13 protein-coding genes are annotated in these 17,303 nt (G+C 55.0%); all 13 read left to right on the top strand.

The features are described 5' to 3' along the window. The first annotated feature begins 57 nt into the window (after window positions 1-57). Complete coding sequence (locus VGN12_06675; GenBank protein HEY4309120.1) at window positions 58-1,233, top strand: glycosyltransferase; 1,176 nt, start codon at window positions 58-60, stop codon at window positions 1,231-1,233. Continuing rightward, window positions 1,199-2,413 carry a glycosyltransferase gene (locus tag VGN12_06670; GenBank protein ID HEY4309119.1) on the top strand — a complete coding sequence of 405 codons (1,215 nt, stop codon included), beginning with the start codon at window positions 1,199-1,201 and terminating at the stop codon, window positions 2,411-2,413. Before VGN12_06675 ends, VGN12_06670 begins: the two co-directional genes overlap by 35 nt. Before the next feature lie 102 nt (window positions 2,414-2,515). Beyond that, window positions 2,516-3,775 (top strand): O-antigen ligase family protein, encoded by a 1,260-nt coding sequence (locus VGN12_06665; GenBank protein ID HEY4309118.1) that lies wholly within the window; start codon window positions 2,516-2,518, stop codon window positions 3,773-3,775. Between the two features lie 66 nt (window positions 3,776-3,841). After that, on the top strand, window positions 3,842-5,236 hold the full coding sequence (locus VGN12_06660; protein HEY4309117.1) for a hypothetical protein: 1,395 nt from the start codon (window positions 3,842-3,844) through the stop codon (window positions 5,234-5,236). Beyond that, on the top strand, window positions 5,233-6,195 hold the full coding sequence (locus VGN12_06655; protein HEY4309116.1) for a glycosyltransferase: 963 nt from the start codon (window positions 5,233-5,235) through the stop codon (window positions 6,193-6,195). Before VGN12_06660 ends, VGN12_06655 begins: the two co-directional genes overlap by 4 nt. Before the next feature lie 529 nt (window positions 6,196-6,724). Further along, window positions 6,725-8,272, top strand: a complete 1,548-nt coding sequence (locus VGN12_06650; protein ID HEY4309115.1) for an oligosaccharide flippase family protein — start codon at window positions 6,725-6,727, stop codon at window positions 8,270-8,272. A 305-nt stretch (window positions 8,273-8,577) separates the two neighbouring features. Next, a complete protein-coding gene (locus VGN12_06645) occupies window positions 8,578-10,194 on the top strand; it encodes a right-handed parallel beta-helix repeat-containing protein (GenBank protein ID HEY4309114.1) in 1,617 nt (538 codons plus the stop codon). 223 nt (window positions 10,195-10,417) lie between these two features. Continuing rightward, window positions 10,418-11,557 (top strand): endonuclease/exonuclease/phosphatase family protein, encoded by a 1,140-nt coding sequence (locus VGN12_06640; protein ID HEY4309113.1) that lies wholly within the window; start codon window positions 10,418-10,420, stop codon window positions 11,555-11,557. 769 nt (window positions 11,558-12,326) lie between these two features. Beyond that, complete coding sequence (locus VGN12_06635; protein HEY4309112.1) at window positions 12,327-12,989, top strand: glycosyltransferase; 663 nt, start codon at window positions 12,327-12,329, stop codon at window positions 12,987-12,989. A 147-nt stretch (window positions 12,990-13,136) separates the two neighbouring features. After that, window positions 13,137-13,970 (top strand): FkbM family methyltransferase, encoded by an 834-nt coding sequence (locus VGN12_06630; GenBank protein ID HEY4309111.1) that lies wholly within the window; start codon window positions 13,137-13,139, stop codon window positions 13,968-13,970. A gap of 177 nt (window positions 13,971-14,147) precedes the next feature. Then, window positions 14,148-14,378, top strand: a complete 231-nt coding sequence (locus VGN12_06625; GenBank protein HEY4309110.1) for a hypothetical protein — start codon at window positions 14,148-14,150, stop codon at window positions 14,376-14,378. A gap of 193 nt (window positions 14,379-14,571) precedes the next feature. After that, window positions 14,572-15,906 (top strand): glycosyltransferase family 39 protein, encoded by a 1,335-nt coding sequence (locus tag VGN12_06620; protein ID HEY4309109.1) that lies wholly within the window; start codon window positions 14,572-14,574, stop codon window positions 15,904-15,906. A gap of 272 nt (window positions 15,907-16,178) precedes the next feature. Then, complete coding sequence (locus VGN12_06615) at window positions 16,179-16,601, top strand: acyltransferase family protein (GenBank protein ID HEY4309108.1); 423 nt, start codon at window positions 16,179-16,181, stop codon at window positions 16,599-16,601. Window positions 16,602-17,303: the final 702 nt, after the last annotated feature.

The following is a 17,303-nucleotide window of genomic DNA, read 5'->3' as shown; positions in this document are numbered from 1 at the left end:
TAGAAGATTGTGGCCGTAACGCCCCTTTTAACGCCTTGTCGAGAGGGTTTCGTTCCTGTGTTGACCGTCGTGCATTTTGCGGCATCGCGCTTTTATGGCGGTCCCGAGCGGCAAATGCTCGGTTTGGCGGAGCATCTCACGAATTGGCGGACAGTATTTGCGTCGTTCGCCGAGGATGGTTGCTGTCGAGAGTTCTTGAAAGTTGCCAGCGACCGAGGATTCGAAGCCTTTGGACTCGTCAATGATACTCCAAAGCTGTGGGCCGCATGTCGTGAGGTGCGGTCAATACTACGCCGCACATCGGCTCGCATGCTCATCTGTCATGGATATAAGGCGAACCTGATAGGCCGCATCGCGGCGGCGCAGGAAAAGATACCCGTTATAGCCGTATCGCGCGGTTGGACCGGGGCGAGCTTTAAGGTCAGGCGCTTTGAAGCCTTGGATCGACGAGTTCTGCACTGGATGGATCGAGTCGTGTGCGTCTCACAGGCCCAAGCTGTCAAAATGCGCCAGGCCGGTGTCGCGGCTGATCGTGTGATTGTGATTCGGAATGCGATCGATACCAGGCGTTTTCAATGTCGCGACGTCGGCTACCGCGCCCGCCTACTCGCTATGTTCGAATCGCCGCCGCGGATTATTGTCGGCGCGGCAGGTCGGTTAAGCCCCGAAAAGGGATTTGATGTCCTGATACGAGCAGCGGCACGTGTCGCGGAAAGCGATAGGTCGATCGGCTTTCTATTGTTTGGAGAAGGGCTACTTCGCTCGCAGCTCGAACGTCAAATTGCCGTCGCGCGCCTGCAAGATCGAGTCAAACTGGTGGGGTTCCACGCGGAACTGGACCAATACTTTCCGCACTTCGACATTCTGGCCCTCCCGTCGTTTACCGAAGGGTTGCCAAATGTTGTCCTGGAAGCGTTCGCTGCTGGCGTGTCTGTCGTGGCGACGGCCGTAGGCGGTGTTCCCGAGGTGGTTGACGACGGAATAAGTGGATATTTGGTACCCCCTGGCGATGATGCCGCACTGGCGGACCGACTCGTTCAGGTCGCTGGCATTAAGAGCCTTCATAAGGCAATGGGAACCCACGGTCGATGCCGAGTCGAACGCGAGTTTTCCTTCGTCGCGCAAGCCAAGGCCTACGAGGAGCTATTTTTTCAGCAATTGGGCAGCACGATCGAGCCAAACCGTTCCTTGTCTTCGAATGAAAACGATGTATTCACCCACTCAGGCCGCTGACCCCGAGATTTTAGATCGCCCGTCCGGTCAGGGTTGGCATCGCGCGATTCGCGTGTGCTACTTGATAGATCGTCTTGCCTGTGGCGGGACCGAATCTCAACTCGTGGGACTGATTGACCGTTTGGATCGAGCTAAGGTTCAGCCGTTTCTCTGCATCCTTGACGGTCGCGATAAGGTATCCCGGTGTTTTGAGCCTGTAAATTGTTCCATAAAACGATTTGGCGTTCGATCACTTGCGCGACCTTCCGCAATGCGCAAGGCAATTCGTTTTGCGGGCTGGCTACGAGCACAACAGGTAGACCTTCTTCAGGTGCATTTTCCCGACAGCACGTATTTTGGGACTTTCGCCGCGAGGCTGGCGCGCGTCCCCGTGATCCACACGCGGCGTAATGTAGGATATTCGCTGACGCGGCGACACCGTCTGTTGGGAAGGCTATCAACTCAGCTTGCGCTTTGCACGATCGCCAATTGTGAAGCCGCGCGCCGAGTATGTGTCGATCAAGAACATGCGCACCCTGCGTCCGTGGAGGTGCTGCCTAATGGAATTGACCTGGGCCGATTCAACGCAGTGCCCGACCTTGCGTCGACGTGGAGAAGTGAAGCGCCCCGCATAGGAGCCATCGCTAACCTGCGCGCGGTGAAAGGATTAGATGTATTGATCGAAGCAGCGGCCTTGGTGGGTCGTACATTTCCGGCGGCGACTTTCGTCATAGCGGGCGAGGGAACAGAACGACGTGCATTGCAACGACTCGTCGATCAACGTGGTTTATCACGGCAATTTCATTTGCTCGGCGAGGTAACAGACGCAGCGACGTTCCTGGCCAATATCGACATTGCAGTTTCAAGCTCGCATTCCGAGGGGCTGTCTAATGCGGTCTTGGAATACATGGCCGCCGGACGTGCAATCGTCGCCACCGCCGTCGGGGGCAATGTGGAATTAATTGACGTGGGACGCACCGGGCTGTTAGTACCGGCGAACGATCCGCCAGCACTCGCGCAGAATATATGTCATCTGCTCGACAAACCTGATCTCGCCGCATCATTCGGCGCGTCAGCCAAAATCGCGGTGCAAGCCTTTTTCTGGCCGCGAGTCGCTGAGTTGCATGAGCAGTTCTACCGGGCCCGGCTGACTGAATACGCCTCGATCAAGGCCGACCTAAGGAAGCCGTCTGCAACGTAACGCGTAGTGGCGTTCGGCCTCGATTGCTTTGCACGAAGTTATGTCAATCGAAACGATTCCCGGGATGCAGCCGTCGGCGCCCATCGTCTGGAGTGCGCAAAGATGATTTGGCTCCTGGGCGGGTATATGTGGCTCTTCATTCATCGGCCGTTCGAGGTATGGCCATGGCTAGGCGATTTGCGCGTCGAACGAGTTTATATGGTGTGCGTTGTCGTGGCATGGATTGCCTCGGATCGAAAACGCTGGCTTCGTAATCGCATAAACGCGGCATTCTGTATGTTTTTCCTCGTCATGCTGGCCTCGTGGAGCATGAGCAGCTATGGGGACGTCAGTACCAAAAAGGTGGAAGACTATGCGAAAACCGGCGTGCTGTTTTTGTTGGTGATGTCCTCTGTGCGAAATGAGGCGGATCTCAAGCGCCTTGTAGCGTTCTTTCTGCTGGCGGTTGGTCTCTATGCGTGTCATTCGCTTCGAGAATACTTCAACGGGAAATATGTATGGCGAATGGGAACCTCGCGCATGGTGGGAGTAGATACAACTTCAGGAGATCCTAATACGTTTGCCGGAACCCTGATCTATTCGTTGCCGATGGCACTCCCTTTTTGGTACACCGCGCAAACCTTAAAAGAGACACTGCTCATCCTTGCATACATCGTGCTCTGTGCAGTGTGCATCCTACTGACAGGGTCACGAACCGCCTTCCCTGTACTCATGTCCTACGTACTCATTATGGTATTAGCGAGCAAGCATCGAATTCGAATGATGGTGCTTCTGGCTGCGGCGCTAATGATTCTATGGAACGCTCTGCCTGAAGACCGACAAAACCGCTACCTGACTTTGATCGATCCATCGTACGGACCGCAAAACGCACAGCGGTCAGCAGAAACACGAAGTGAGCTGTTTTGGGAGGGTGTCGCCTTATGGCAGACGCACTCAGTCCTTGGAGTTGGCCCGGGCGCCTTCGCCGAGGCCACCGGCCAAGGGATTCAGGCGCACAATCTCTTCGGAGAGGTGTTGGGCGAACTCGGCAGCCTGGGCGCGCTGGGCCTCGCTGCGATCGTGTTGTGCTTTGTGCTCAACTATCGTGACGCACGTCGGATTGCAAAAGACGCGCCAGAGTGCGCCGCATCATTCTCGCACTATGTGGTTATAAGTACGTTGTGTACGACGGCCTTTCTAGTGGTAATGGGACTGGGGGGCCACAATCTGTACCGTTACAACTGGATGTGGATGGGTGCCTTTCAAGCTATCGCTTTACATGTCTTGCAACAGGCTGCTTTCGAGAATGAAGTGCAAGAGAAAGCGGGGAGCACTATGGTCGAAGCAGATGTCGAGATCGGCGCCGACGTGGCATTTGTGTAATGGAAGGCCTGACGCGTACGACGAACAAAGCACTGGCGATGCGAAATGGCTGGGCGAGTGATCACAATGGCTAGCAAGGATAGGTTCTCTCCCGTAGTTCGTGGAATCATTGCTCCCGCTTGGGCAGCTTGGGAGTATAGTCCATACCTGCGCATTTATCGTCAATTAGAACGAAGCCAATTCGTGTCGCTACGTGAGGTTGAATCGCGGCAATTCGAGGCCCTGGGGCAATTGATTGCGCACGCTTTCGCCACATGTCCGTTTTGGCGATGTCGCTTCGATGAGGTGGGACTTAAGCCGTATGATATTCGTTCGCTTAATGACATTCGCCTATTACCGCTATTGACCAAGCAAGATCTGCAGCGACATTACCCCGACATGCGTTCAACCGCCTATGCCAACGCCCTTGTGCAGGTGAAGAAGACCTCTGGGTCGACAGGCGTAGCCGTAGAAGTTGTTGTCGACGAGGCGGCACAGCAATTCAAACGCGCTGCGACCGTGCGCTCCGATCAATGGAGTGGCTGGCGCTTAGGAGAGAGGGTTGCTTGCGTGTGGGGAAATCCCGAATACGTGCGGCGCGGCTGGCGTGGACGACTGCGCAATTTGTTGCTCGAGCGAGCAACTTACCTAGATACCCTGAAAATGGATTCTGCCTCGATGTCTGCCTTTACAGACCGCCTGCGTCGGAAGCCTCCGTCGCTGCTGTTCGGCCACGCTCATTCGCTTTATCTATTGGCGGAATACGTGCGGCAAAATGGGGGGGCGGGTTTTCAGCCGCGCGGCATTATTTCTACAGCAATGGTGCTGCATGACTGGCAGCGCCGCCGCATTGCCGAAGTGTTCGATTGTCCGGTTACAAATCGCTACGGGTGCGAAGAAGTGAGCTTGATCGCGTGCGAATGCCAACGGCATGATGGCCTGCACGTCAATGCAGAAGGAGTTTTCGTCGAGATCGTTCGGTCCGACGGTTCTCCTGCCGCGCCGGGAGAGCGGGGATCCGTTGTTGTGACCGATTTGCAGAATCATGCCATGCCTATGCTGCGTTACAAAGTCGGCGATACCGCGATTGCCGCGGATCGCGTCTGCCCCTGCGGCCGTGGTTTGCCGCTCCTGGAATCCATTGAAGGACGCGAAGCCGATTATGTGACGACCGCTGCCGGCGAAATGATATCCGGAATTTCGCTGACCGAGAACTTTGCCATGCTCGTGCCAGGCGTTGGACAACTTCAGATTGTTCAGGAGGCTGTCGACCGGTTCACTTTCAGAATCGTCCGCGATCACATCTTTGATACGTCCAGCCTGGCTCGCCTGGATGCTCTGACGAAAGAGCGTTTTGGACCTGGTTGCACCTACAACTGTGAATTTGTCGAAAGTATACCGCAGGAGCCCTCGGGCAAATACCGTTTCTGCATTTCCCATGTTTCTAACGCATATACTTCACCGACAGCAGTGCCCACATGAACCCCGCCACGGTTAGCGTCGTTATTGCCACGTATAATTATGGGGCGTACATCGGGGAGGCGATACAATCCGTATTGGAACAGAGCTATACCGGTTTTGAATTGCACATTATCGATGACGGATCTACCGACGATACGCAGCAAATCGTCAGCGAATTTCTGAGTGATGCGCGCGTCCGCTATCATCGCACCACGAATAGGGGCCAGTCGGCTGCGAAAAACCTTGGAATTGCATTAAGCACCGCGCCGTTTGTCGCGTTTCTGGATGGGGATGATTTGTGGCTTCCGGATAAGCTGGAGCGGCAAATCCCACTGTTTCTGAACAAGCCTGAAATCGGTGTCGTATATAGCGCTCGGCAGGTAATGGACCCTGTTGGTCGTGCCATGTCGGTGCCGCAACGTCCTCTGTATCGCGGCAACGTACTCAATGAAATCTTTCGTCGCAACTGTGTGTGCTTCTCCTCGGCCGTGGTGCGTCGTGAGGTCTTCGAGCGCGCCGGAGGGTTCAACGAAGCACTTCCAATGGCCATCGACTACGAGTTGTGGTTGCGCATCGCAAAGCACTACCAGTTCGACTTTGTGAATGACCCGCTCGTTCTCTATCGCACCGGACACGCCAATATATCGAGCGCGCCGGGCAAGCGACTGGAAATTGTGCGACAGATTATCGAGTCGTTTTTACAAGATGAGGAGAACCAGGTGCGTATCGCGCCACGCGTGCGCAGTTTCACCCTGGCGGAGTATTGGCATGACGTCGGTATCGTATTCATGGTTGAAGGGCGCCGCAGGCAGGCATTCGCCGCATTTATCAACGCATTGAAATACTACCCCGGATTAAAAATGGCATGGCGTGGAATATTGACATGCTTGTGTCCAACGTGGATCCGCGAGAATATCTTGCGGCTCGTCGGCCGAGAGGACTGGACGCAAAAAGTCTCGTGGGGAAAAGTGGGCATGTGACCTAATAAAACCAGAATGGCGTTATCAAAAGCAGTTGAGCGTGTAATAGGAGCATGAGTGCGGCGCGCAATATACGCAGGCTACGCATGTGCGAAACAATCGATGGATTGCATGGCGCGGCAGGCCTGCGTGAAGGCGATCGCGCCGGGATCTGATCAAGGTTGTCGACGCCTCGGCAGCACGACGAGACACGTTCAGATGGAATGAACTGTCAAAATATATGAGGCCAATCTGTCGTCTTGAATGCAGGTGCGAACCCGCCTAGATCCTTGAATAGCTCAAGGAGTCTTTCGCAGACGACGCACAAACCGATGTGCAAATATGTGCATAAGGGGTTCGCTGTCGGAAGCCCATTGTCGCGGAGAATGATCCCACCTCTCCGCACCCGCCGGCCATGGGGTCGCGCTGTTTGGATTAACTGCGCCAATAGAGTTCGCGATTTCCATGCGCGACGATATGCGCCAGCGTGTGAAGTTGTTCAAAGGCCGCACCAGATCGTCAAATTACTGAAAGTCTAGGAAGAGATCGGTTGATCACAGCCAGCATAACGAGCAAGCATCGCATTCTGTTCAACGCGTTCTGTAGCGCAACCGGCTTCTGCGCGACTGCGGTGGGTGCGTTTTATATGTCCCCGCTGCTGGTGCATGGGCTCGGAAACCAGCGGTACGGCATCTGGGCGCTGGTGGAGTCAGTGCTGGCCTACCTGTCGATCCTCGATTTCGGGATCGGCGCCGCGGTGGTACGCTATATCGCCCGCTTCCACGAAGTGCATGACGAGAACGAAGTCAACCGGCTTTTCAGCACAAGTATCGTGCTGTTTGCCCTCGCAGGTCTCGTCGCTTTGGCAGTGACCATTTCATTGGCCTTCCTCTGGTCCAATCCGCTGGGAGTACCAGCCGAGTTAGTCTCGGATACGCAATGGTTATTGGTCGCCTTGGGACTCAATCTGGCAATTGGATTGCCATTGAATGTCTACGCTGCGGCTCTCGACGGGCTGGGAGACTTTCCAACAAAAACGGCGATCCGGACGTTTTTCCTAACCGTTCGGTACGCCTTATTCATGCTAGCGATTCAAGGCGACGGTGCTGTCCCGAAAATCGCGACCATCGTGCTGCTGTGTGGCGTGCTGGAATGTGCCGTGGTTGGCGTTTTCGCACATTTGCGCCTGCCGGGCCTGCGCTTTGCACCAAGGTTCGTGGATCGGTCTACGGTGCGCCGCATCGCCAGTTATAGTGGCCATGCATTCCTGGTGATGGTAGCCAGTCGAGTGTCTTTCCAAACCGATGCGATCGTAATTGGTGCTTTCTTAGCACCAGAGGCGATCACATTTTTCATGATCGGAGCGAAACTCGTCAGTTATGCCAAAGATGGCATTCGTAGTCTGACGACGGTTTTGACCCCATCGATAAGTGCGCTGGAGTCCCGTGGAGATACAGCAGGAATTCATCGCATTTTGATCACCGGTACCAGGTATGTACTATACCTTGTGCTACCCATCGAGCTTGGCTTCATAATTCTTGGTGAACCGTTCATCTCCATATGGATGGGCCCAGAATATGCGAGCGAATGCTTTACCACTCTGTGGGTTTTGGCCGTTCCTCTAGCCCTTACGATGTCGCAATCCGTTTCGGCACGGATCCTCTTTGGTACTGGACGTCTCGGGTGGTTTTCGGGTGCCACGGTTCTCGAGGCGATTACAAATCTAATCCTCAGCGTTGCTCTTGTGCGTCCATTCGGTATTGTCGGAGTTGCGATTGGAACGGCTGTGCCAAATATCGTCCTCAATCTAGCACTTGCTCAGCATATCTGCCGATGCACGAAGGTTCGCATTGCAACGTACGGCCTGCATGCCTGGCTACCACCCCTGCTTGTCGCACTTATCCCGACAGCAGTGTGGGTAGTCACCCGAGTGTACTGGGGACCGCCCGGGGAGTGGATGAGTTTTGCCTTTGTCCTTGCCACTGGACTTGCGCCTTATGCACTTTCCGTTTGCGTCCTGGAACTGCAAATGCGCAGTTGGCGTGCATCAAAGGTTGAGCGGTCCGTCAGTTTGAACCAAATGTCGTCCGTCGCATGACTTTATCTGCGGCACAATGTGACGTGAGCCGCGCCGTGGTCCGACGCGACCTAACTCTGAAAACCGGCTTGAGACAAATAGCGCAGCGTTCTACCTCGATCGCGACTCTTCGAAATGTTCTGGTATGCCGGAGAGCGCTTACGGTGCTAACAATCGTAGGCACCCACCGGTGGGTTCGTGTAATCGCACTTTCATTGTTCCTCGGTCACGGATCACGGCTGTCTGGGGACGAAGGTGTAGAATCGCAGGCCACAATGCCGACGTCTGCACAGAGTGTGGCCGCACGTGCCTTTGGCGCTCTGTTGTTGGACGATGAGGCGCCATTGCTTCCCAGGGCGCAAGATCCCAAGCATCTTCCGCGCGCTGTCCTTATCACGAAGCCCGGCTCGCGGATTGTACTGGATCGGGACTACATCGCAGCGACGACGGCACTCGTCATTGCGGCACCAAATGTGACGATCGACGGACGCGGACATGTCATCGAGTTCAATACCGATGGCAAAGCGGCCATGCCCGGGATCGTTGTTTACACGGGGGCTTGGGCTGAAGACGACAAGATCTTGCCGCCGATCAAGGGTCGCCAAGCCGACAATGTGACCATTCGGAACCTGGTCTTGAGACAAGTCAAAAAGGCTCCCAGAAGTCACGGCGTTCGTAGTTTTCACGCTAACAACCTGAAGATTGAGAACTGCACGATCATGGCAGGTGGCGAAGATGCGCAAGCCATCTTCCTTCGGTATGGCGATGTAGAGTTGCGTCGGAACGTGCTGCTAAGCGAACAAGATGGCGCGTCCAACCGACACTCCGGTCCTGCCAATGTTACTTCGCCCAAGGTAGTGGCCATCGGTAACGTCCTAGTTGGTGGTAATTCAGGGTTCAATGTCCACGAGGCTGGATCACGGCTGATCGGAAACGTCATCTCTCACTTGTCCATTGCGACTAATGGTTACGGCGTATGGTGCTATCAGCCGACGTCCGTGGAAATTCGGGATAATGTGATGCTGCCTCTTGATGGTCGCGGAGTGCTGCTGAATGGCACGAACGAAGAGCATCCAGCGAATGACAATCAAATTGTCGGCAATGTGATGCTATGTTGGAATCGACCAAATGTGGAGTACGGAGACTCGCTAAACGCCACCGGAGTACGCATACGATATGCCGCGCACCGAAATGTAGTAAGCAGCAATACCATACTTGCGGTTGGCGGCGGACTGTACGCGGGCGCAAGTGGCATCTACCTAACTAGTCAGACACCCGGCGCCACTAGCACCATCGTCGACAATTCCGTTTACGCCCTCCTGCTAGGCGAGCCGTCCCGCACGCAATTTGCGAAAGCGATTACGTTCGAGGGCCATGAGCAGTGCGACTACGCTATCGACAAAAATCAGCTTTGCAGCAACCACCACATTATTTCGCTATCCGGCTACGACACTTCGGGCGAGCAACGCAGGCCAATGGTGGGGAATTACCTGCAGTGGGTCGACGGGCAGAACGCCTTAGCCGCCTTTCAAGAGGCTGTCTCAGCGAAATGTGATGAGATTCATGTTGCAGACAATCCTTGGTCACAATGGGTTGTCGCGAGGGCTCTCACGGCACTCCGCCCACTCGCTGAAGTGCCACTGCAGTCTACTCGCAAAACATTCTTTTCTGGTTATTGGAAAGGAAACGAATTCGTCTCGTTGCGCGCGTCGAAGGGAAACGCCGGGGTAGGGTTGGAGGACATCGAGATCTCGGCATCGCAATATCCCGGGAAACGTCGCATTGAGATTGGCGAGGACGCCGTCGAGTACTGGCTCGGTCGCGACGGCGACGAAGGAAATGCTCCCTATCGAAAACATTTAACGGCCAATGTGCCGGCCAAGGAATTGTCGGCGGAGTACGAGCATGCACCCAGCGTCGAGATAGTCGGCAAGAATAAATGAACTCCGCTCGTTGTGGTACTGAGATGACTCATGCCAGGGCGACTTCGCCGAACTCTGCCGGGTACACCTGGTAAACGGCCATGAATGCTGGTCGTAATCGAAAACGCGGCCAAAAAGCGCGCAGCGGTTCACTCCATGCTGGCAGGCGACAAAAAGGGAAGCGGTGAATACAAAACGGATTACGTCGCGAAATAACGATATAGCTAGTCATCAAAAACGTCTCGTGCTGAACGCCAAGCGAGGTGAAAGCCGCAGTGAATCACCGAGCCACGAAATGCTGCAAGTGCATACTCAAGATAATATTGTTGGACAGAGCAACCGCCGAAAACCGAGCGCCGCTTTGACCGTAATTCGCAAAGCCGCACGCCTCGCCGCATGGACGTATTTGATCGCCATCGTATCGATTTGGATACTGCTCGGCACATGCGGCGACCGCTGGTGGTTTGCCACAGTTCTCCTTTATGCGCCGCGTTGGCTGTATGGGATTCCTTTAGCGGCTCTCATTCCCGCGGCCGCATGCGCCAATCGTCGATCATTGGGGCCCTTGATGTTGGGAGGATTGATTTTCTTAGTTCCTATCATGGGCTTACGATTGCCGCTCAGACAAATCGGTGCAGCCAATGGACCAAGTCTGCGCGTCCTGACCTGCAATGTTCAAGGAGGTGCAATTGCCCAAAACGCGCTGATGGATTTGGTACGCGCTGAGCAGGCGGATCTCGTAGCTCTGCAGGAGTGCTCCGCCGAGGTGCAGTTCGAGTTCCCCCCGGAGTGGCAAGTCTTGCGCAAAGGGCAGTTGCTCGTCGCCTCTCGTTTTCCCTTGCGGGACGTGCAACACTCCGTGCGGGCACATCCCCATTCCCCTTGGCCGCCCGTCAATGCGCTACGCTGTCTTGTGGCGCATCCCGTTGGCGACGTCGGGCTGTGTTGTGTGCATTTACAAACGCCGCGACCGGGGCTCGAAAAAGTCCTGGATCGTCAAACGGCTGTGAACCCTGCCCGAAGCTGGATGCTGCGTGAAGAGACGGAATACCGACTATGGGAGTCGGAAGAACTTGAAGCGTGGATCGCCGATTTTGACGGTCCCACGATCATCGCTGGGGATTTCAATATGCCTGTCGACAGCGCGATCTATCGAAGTACCTGGTCGCATTGGACAAACGCGTTCAATACAAGCGGGTTCGGCTTCGGATATACGAAGAATAGCGCCATGCGGGGCTGGAGTTACGGCTCCAGGATCGACCATATTCTTTTTGACTCGGGGTTTTTTCGCTGCCGAAGCTGTTGGATCGCCCAGGATGTTGGCTCGGACCATACGCCGTTAGTCGCCGACTTGGTCCTTGCTAAGGCTCGCGATTCCTTTTGATGCACGCCTCGAACGGCAAAGGGCACGTGCCGATGCCCCCCGTATGAGTTCACGGATTGAAAAAGTTGCGACGGCCGGCAGTCAGTAAGCCAATCTCAGCACCTTGTATTTCACAGAGGGCGCCGACCGACTGCCGCGAAGTTTGCATGGGAGAGGGGTCAGGCGGTCAAAATGGCGAGAATGATCATCATTTTTCGCGTACCCGTGCTGTCATGGCATTTGATCGAGGAGCCTATTTTGTCCCTGAAGAGGTTTCTCGTATATGACCCCAACCTGTACCTCCGGCGTCGCGGCACGCGTCGCGTGACTGCGTAGCCGTTGCACAAATGGAAGAGTCTTTTCGATGAGTACGCTTTCTCACGGTCATTGCCCTCCGCGTGTCGCTCTGGAACCGCCAAGTATTGACGACGTGCGACAGAACTTCACAATTCTGGATCGCGTCGGCGACACGATGCCGCAGCAGGGCGTCCTTGTCTGTTACGAGGACTATTCCGCGGGCGATCGACTGTGCGATCAAGTTGTGCCGTTGCCTCGACTATTAGCCTTCATCCCCAATGCGTTGCTACTTCGCGATTTTCTATTCGCGTGCAACCTGTTGTGGAGAACGCGCGGCAATGCCGTTTTGATCGCCAACGGAGGGCATCGATTGGGACAAGTAATTTGCGTGTTGAACTACTTCCTTGGTCGTTGGAAACGACGGATCCTATTGTTCGAATTGTATCCAGAGAGCGCTTCCCCGCTTAAGAGAAGAGTGCTGCGATGGATGGTCTTGGGCAGTAGCCTCTGCGTCGTATTTTCGCGCGTGCAAATTCGGCTGCAGGCGGAATATCTGGATGTCCCTGAGAACCGGTTCGTTTTCGTGCCCTATAAAGCCAATCATTCGCAGAGTCAGCCGATAGCGATTGTTCCGGGCAATTATGTTTTCTCAGGCGGCAATACGAAACGCGACTACGCGACGCTCTGCGAAGCGGTGCGCGGAACCGGCATCCCGGTAATGATATCGGCGACGGACCCGGCTGTGATCCGGGGATTGAACGTACCGAGCAACGTCATCATCTTGTCCGCCGTCGAACCCTCATTCGCCAAGCTCATGGCTGGCAGTCGCTTCGTCGTCATTACAATCAATGCCGGGGGAGTTCGGGGCGCGGGCGAAGCCAGTGCCTGCAATGCCATGTGGCACGGCAAGGCCGTCGTATGCGCCGATGATCTCTCCGCGTCCGACCATATCATTGACGGAGTAACTGGTTATATCGTACCGGCGGGCGATGCTCTGGAGCTCAAGGCGAGAATCCTCCAGCTTTGGGAGGATACCGAGGGAACTCAGAATATGGGGCGCCGCGCCCATGAGCATGTCGCCGCGTCGTTGACGCATGAGCATTTTCTTCGAAGGCTGCTCGCCTTAAGTGATTTGTTGAGCTGCTATGAATCCTGACAGGACGCACATTCTCAACCGTTTGCCGCGGCGCCTATTCGATGGATCGGTATAACGATTCCTCATTCGCAAATGAATCGCATCGGGCACCTCCTGACACTAGCTTTGGGCAAATCAACGCCTCCTTTTCCGGGGCGCTGGAAAATCATGTCGTCGATGATACAGTCATACGGTTTACGCAGCGACCGCGTTGTCGTGGCCAAGCGTCGCGGCGCCTGGTTTCAACTCCACTTGAAAAATATGCTCGACGTGTACCTGTATTATTCAGGTTACTGCGACTACGCTGAAACAAGATTTCTGGAACTGAACTTACGCCCCGGCGATGTAGTCTTCGACGTCGGGGCGAACCTCGGCTACTACTCATTGCTGGCCGCAAGAAAGGTTTCGCCGACGGGGCAGGTCCATGCTTTCGAGATTTCGGCCGACGAACTCACCAAGTTCGAGAATAATGTTGTGCTGAATGAGTTTGCTTCGGCGATAACCGTAAATCGAGTTGCCGTGGCAGCCGCGGTCGGCACCGTACCGATCACGCCCACCTTCGGCGCCGGCACGACCTCCATCGATATCGAGGAAACGTATCGCGCCGAAATAATCGCGGCAACGTCGTTGGACCAGTACGTTCAAGACCGTAAACTACTTCGCGTAGATTATTTGAAATGCGATATCGAGGGCGCAGAATCGCTGATGCTCGAGGGTGCGCAAGCGCTCTTGGAGCATAATCGTCCCGTGATGCTTCTCGAACTCAACCCGGCCGCGCTTGCACGATTTGGCTCGTCGGTCGGCGACGTGCTGCGCGCAACCAATCGTCACGAATACAGTCTCTTTTGCTTCACGTCGTCCATTAAGGGGATCGAGCTCCGAAGGATGACGAAGGACGACGAGCCAACGGGTGAGGGCTTCACGAATGTCGTTGCAATCCCGCAGGAGCGCCTTCCGAAGCTCTCCGCACGATTGCCGCTTCGCCTGCCCGATCGTGTTTAGCATGTGCATGGGCGCGGCGGTCGTCAGGCAAACCTGTCAGGTGCTCTTTGACATATCGGGTAATGCAGACGGCCTTCCCACAACCAAGACCTTAGGAATCGTTGCCAGCGTAAATGCAGGATCGAATACGTATACCTACTTTCTTTCGGGCGGCACGGATGGGGATCACAACCCGGTATGGTTAATCAAGCATTTGTTTTCACCGCCAACACGAACATGACGACACTGTCGTTTTCGAGCTTGGACGACAATCCCGATTCGATTACCGCCTTTGGCCCAGCCCTGGACAATGTGCGCGTGAACGCGATTCCCGAAACGTCGTCGATGGTTATCTGGTCGCTGCTCGGGGGGACATGGCATTTTTGTCGATCGGTATCTACTTTTGCTCATCAGCTCATGAAGGTATGAATGCTCCAATTTCGACCCGCAAAATATTCACCGACCGGGGGGCGGTCGAAGCTTTTCGAAGTTGGATTTGCGCGCAGTCGTCGAGGAAGTCCTGTCTGAGCGTACTAACCCGCCAGTATCAAAATGGTTTCTCACAGCCATGAGTCATACCACATTGACTGATCCTGTAGGAATAGCATGGCGAGCGCCACTTATGGCAATGGTCTTGCTGGGAATGATCCTCCGTTTGCTACCATTGATATTGAATTGGAACCACGTCACTATCTTCATGGAAAATGACTCGTGGGGCTATCATAATATCGGCGCCAATCTTGCCTTGGGGCGCGGTTACTCGCAGCTGCGTCAGTCTCCCTACGAGCCGGACGTTTACCGGCCGCCGGGTTACCCGGTGATCATTGCAATTGTGTATGGACTCGTCGGCGAGATCCCGCAGGCCGTCATCGTCCTGCAGATCGTCTTCAGCGTAGCAACGATCCCTCTGACATTTCTCGCTGGCCGTTTGGTCAGCGATGTGCGAACGGGCCTTTGGGCCGCGCTGCTCCTGGCAATTGACCCACTTTCTATTACCTACGCGAATTTGCTTCTCACCGAGGCATTCTCAGCCTTGGCCGTTACGTCCATATTTTTGCTGCTCGCATGTTACTGGCGAGACCAAGGTCTGATGCAGCTTTGGCTTGGTGCATTGTTAATGTCTGCCGCGATTATTGTGCATCCCGTTATGCTGTTGGCGCCGGCCCTGTTTCTGGTGTTGCCTATTTGCGCCAAGTCACTCCGGACGCGGCGAGCCCTTTTCATGAGCCTATCCGCTTGTCTAATCGCGTGGACACCGGCATCTCTTTGGATTCTGCGAAATGCTCGCGTGGCAGACTATCCGGACATTTCGTGTGTCACAGCCGTGAATGTTTTGAAGTATAAGGCGGCTGGCGTGCGGGCCGAACTACGCGGCACCAGCCGCGAGGTAGAACGGGACAGGCTAGTAGAAGAACTAGAGCGTTCTGCCGCTCCTGGCGCATCACGTGGTGATATCTGGCAATCCTGGAAAGGGAAGGGATGGGAAGTAATCAGAAATCATCCCATTATCTACGCAAAGCTTCATCTGCACGGGATGTTGATCGAGTTGTTTGGTCCCGGCCGTGATGGTTTGGCGAGATTTCTATATGGCAGCGACAACGTGCTAGATGAAAGTGGGGATGTATCTGATGAGCTAATTCATCGGGCGGTCACTGCACAGTCCACGATGGCTTTGGACGGAGTTCGCTGGGGCGCACTTACGATTCAAATCTTAGTCTTTGCATTACAGGCTATGGGGACGGTACTTCTCGTTGTTCGGCGTCGCTTTGGCGCGCTCGCCGCGTTGTGGTTGCCGGCAATTTACGTGTTGGCCTTGTCCGGCGGCCCCGAGTCGTTTTGCCGCTTCAGAGTTAGCTACATGCCGCTGCTTTGTATCGTGGCATCGTTTGGCATAACGGGCATGCTTTCGACAGGCACACGATCGCGTGCCGCCCTTTGCAACGCCTTCCGCGGCTAAAGCGTTTGATTCGGGAGCACTCGAATCACATTCACTTAGAAGGTTTCATGGAAGGACCAGCTGAGGTCGTTTGCGCGACTGAATCGCGGAGAATCAAATGTGGCTCTGACGCCCGTTTTAGCCGCGGTATCAGAAAGAGCTCCCCAACCCAGGAAGCAAACGGTTGACCCTCTCCGTGAACGTCCGGGAAACAGGACCTTCTTTGGGCATGTGATACGGTTCTTCGAAAGCCAGCCCGTCAGCAAAGCACGGTTCCCCCTTCCGGGGCTGAAATTCCTGGCCATGGGAATCCGTCACCGCGCTGCCGCGGCGCATCCCCCTTCCCCGATATCACCTCCTGCAACGCGGTATCGCACCACCCGAACGGGTCACGTGGAAGATTCCTGTACATTGACGGCTTACGTGGACTCGCGGCGGTTGCCGTAATGCTTTATCACTTCACCGGTCATCGTATCTTCGAGAACGTGGACGACACCAGCGCGCTAGGAGGCCTGCGAGCTGTATTGCAGTACGGCAACTTAGGAGTTCCTGTTTTCTTTGTCATCTCTGCTTTGTTATCGCGCACAGCGTTGCGCATACACGTGTTGATGGCCGTTATCTCGCGACGTTCGCTGTCAGGCGCTCTCTTCGCCTGGACCCGCCGTACTGACTGGCAATTGTGGCGGCTGTTGGCGGAACGCTGTTCAGCAGCTTAGTACTTGGGATTCACACCGCAAAGTTGCCCACCCCTTGCTGCGTTGCTGCCCACGTAGCTTACATTTACCCCTTACTGGGCTACCAGCCGATTGAACCAGTCTTTTGGACGCTGGTCCATGAGGTTCAGTTTTATCTGCTATACATCATCCTTCTGGGGCTTGTGCAGAAGATGTCGAGTGTCGACCGCCCGTCTCCCTTCCTACTGTTCGTATTTTACGGCCTGCCAGCCATCCTCTCGGCGCCCGGTTGGTATCATGTGACAGGCCTCTGCCTGGATACCTGGTATATGTTTGCGTTGGGGGTCTTCGCTCGTTGGTGGTATGGCGGAGAGGTTGCCTTTTGGCTGTGTGGATGTGTTGCGGCCTGTGTGGCTGCCTCACTCTGGACCGATCCTACACCGTATAAATGGGCCGCGTTACTGACAACGGCTTCCCTTTGGTTTACCATTCAACGACGAATATTAACGTCTTGGCTCGGTTGGGGCAGCCTGCAGTACTTGGGAAGCATTTCGTACAGTCTGTACTTGATGCATGGAATCATTGGATGGCGTGTCTTAAGCGTGAGATATAACCGAATGTTGTGGACGGGTTAGTTGAAAAAGGCGGCGTACTTGGGTTTGAATTTGGTTGCTTAAGACCCAATTCCCCCGGAGTACGCCACCATGGCTGAGAGTATCAATTCGACGTTGTCGTTGCCAGTCG

The sequence above is a fragment of the Pirellulales bacterium genome (genome assembly GCA_036499395.1).
Classification (GTDB): domain Bacteria; phylum Planctomycetota; class Planctomycetia; order Pirellulales; family JACPPG01; genus JACPPG01.
The sequence above is the reverse complement of the archived record's forward strand: the minus strand, read 5'-3'. Positions and strand labels throughout refer to the sequence as shown.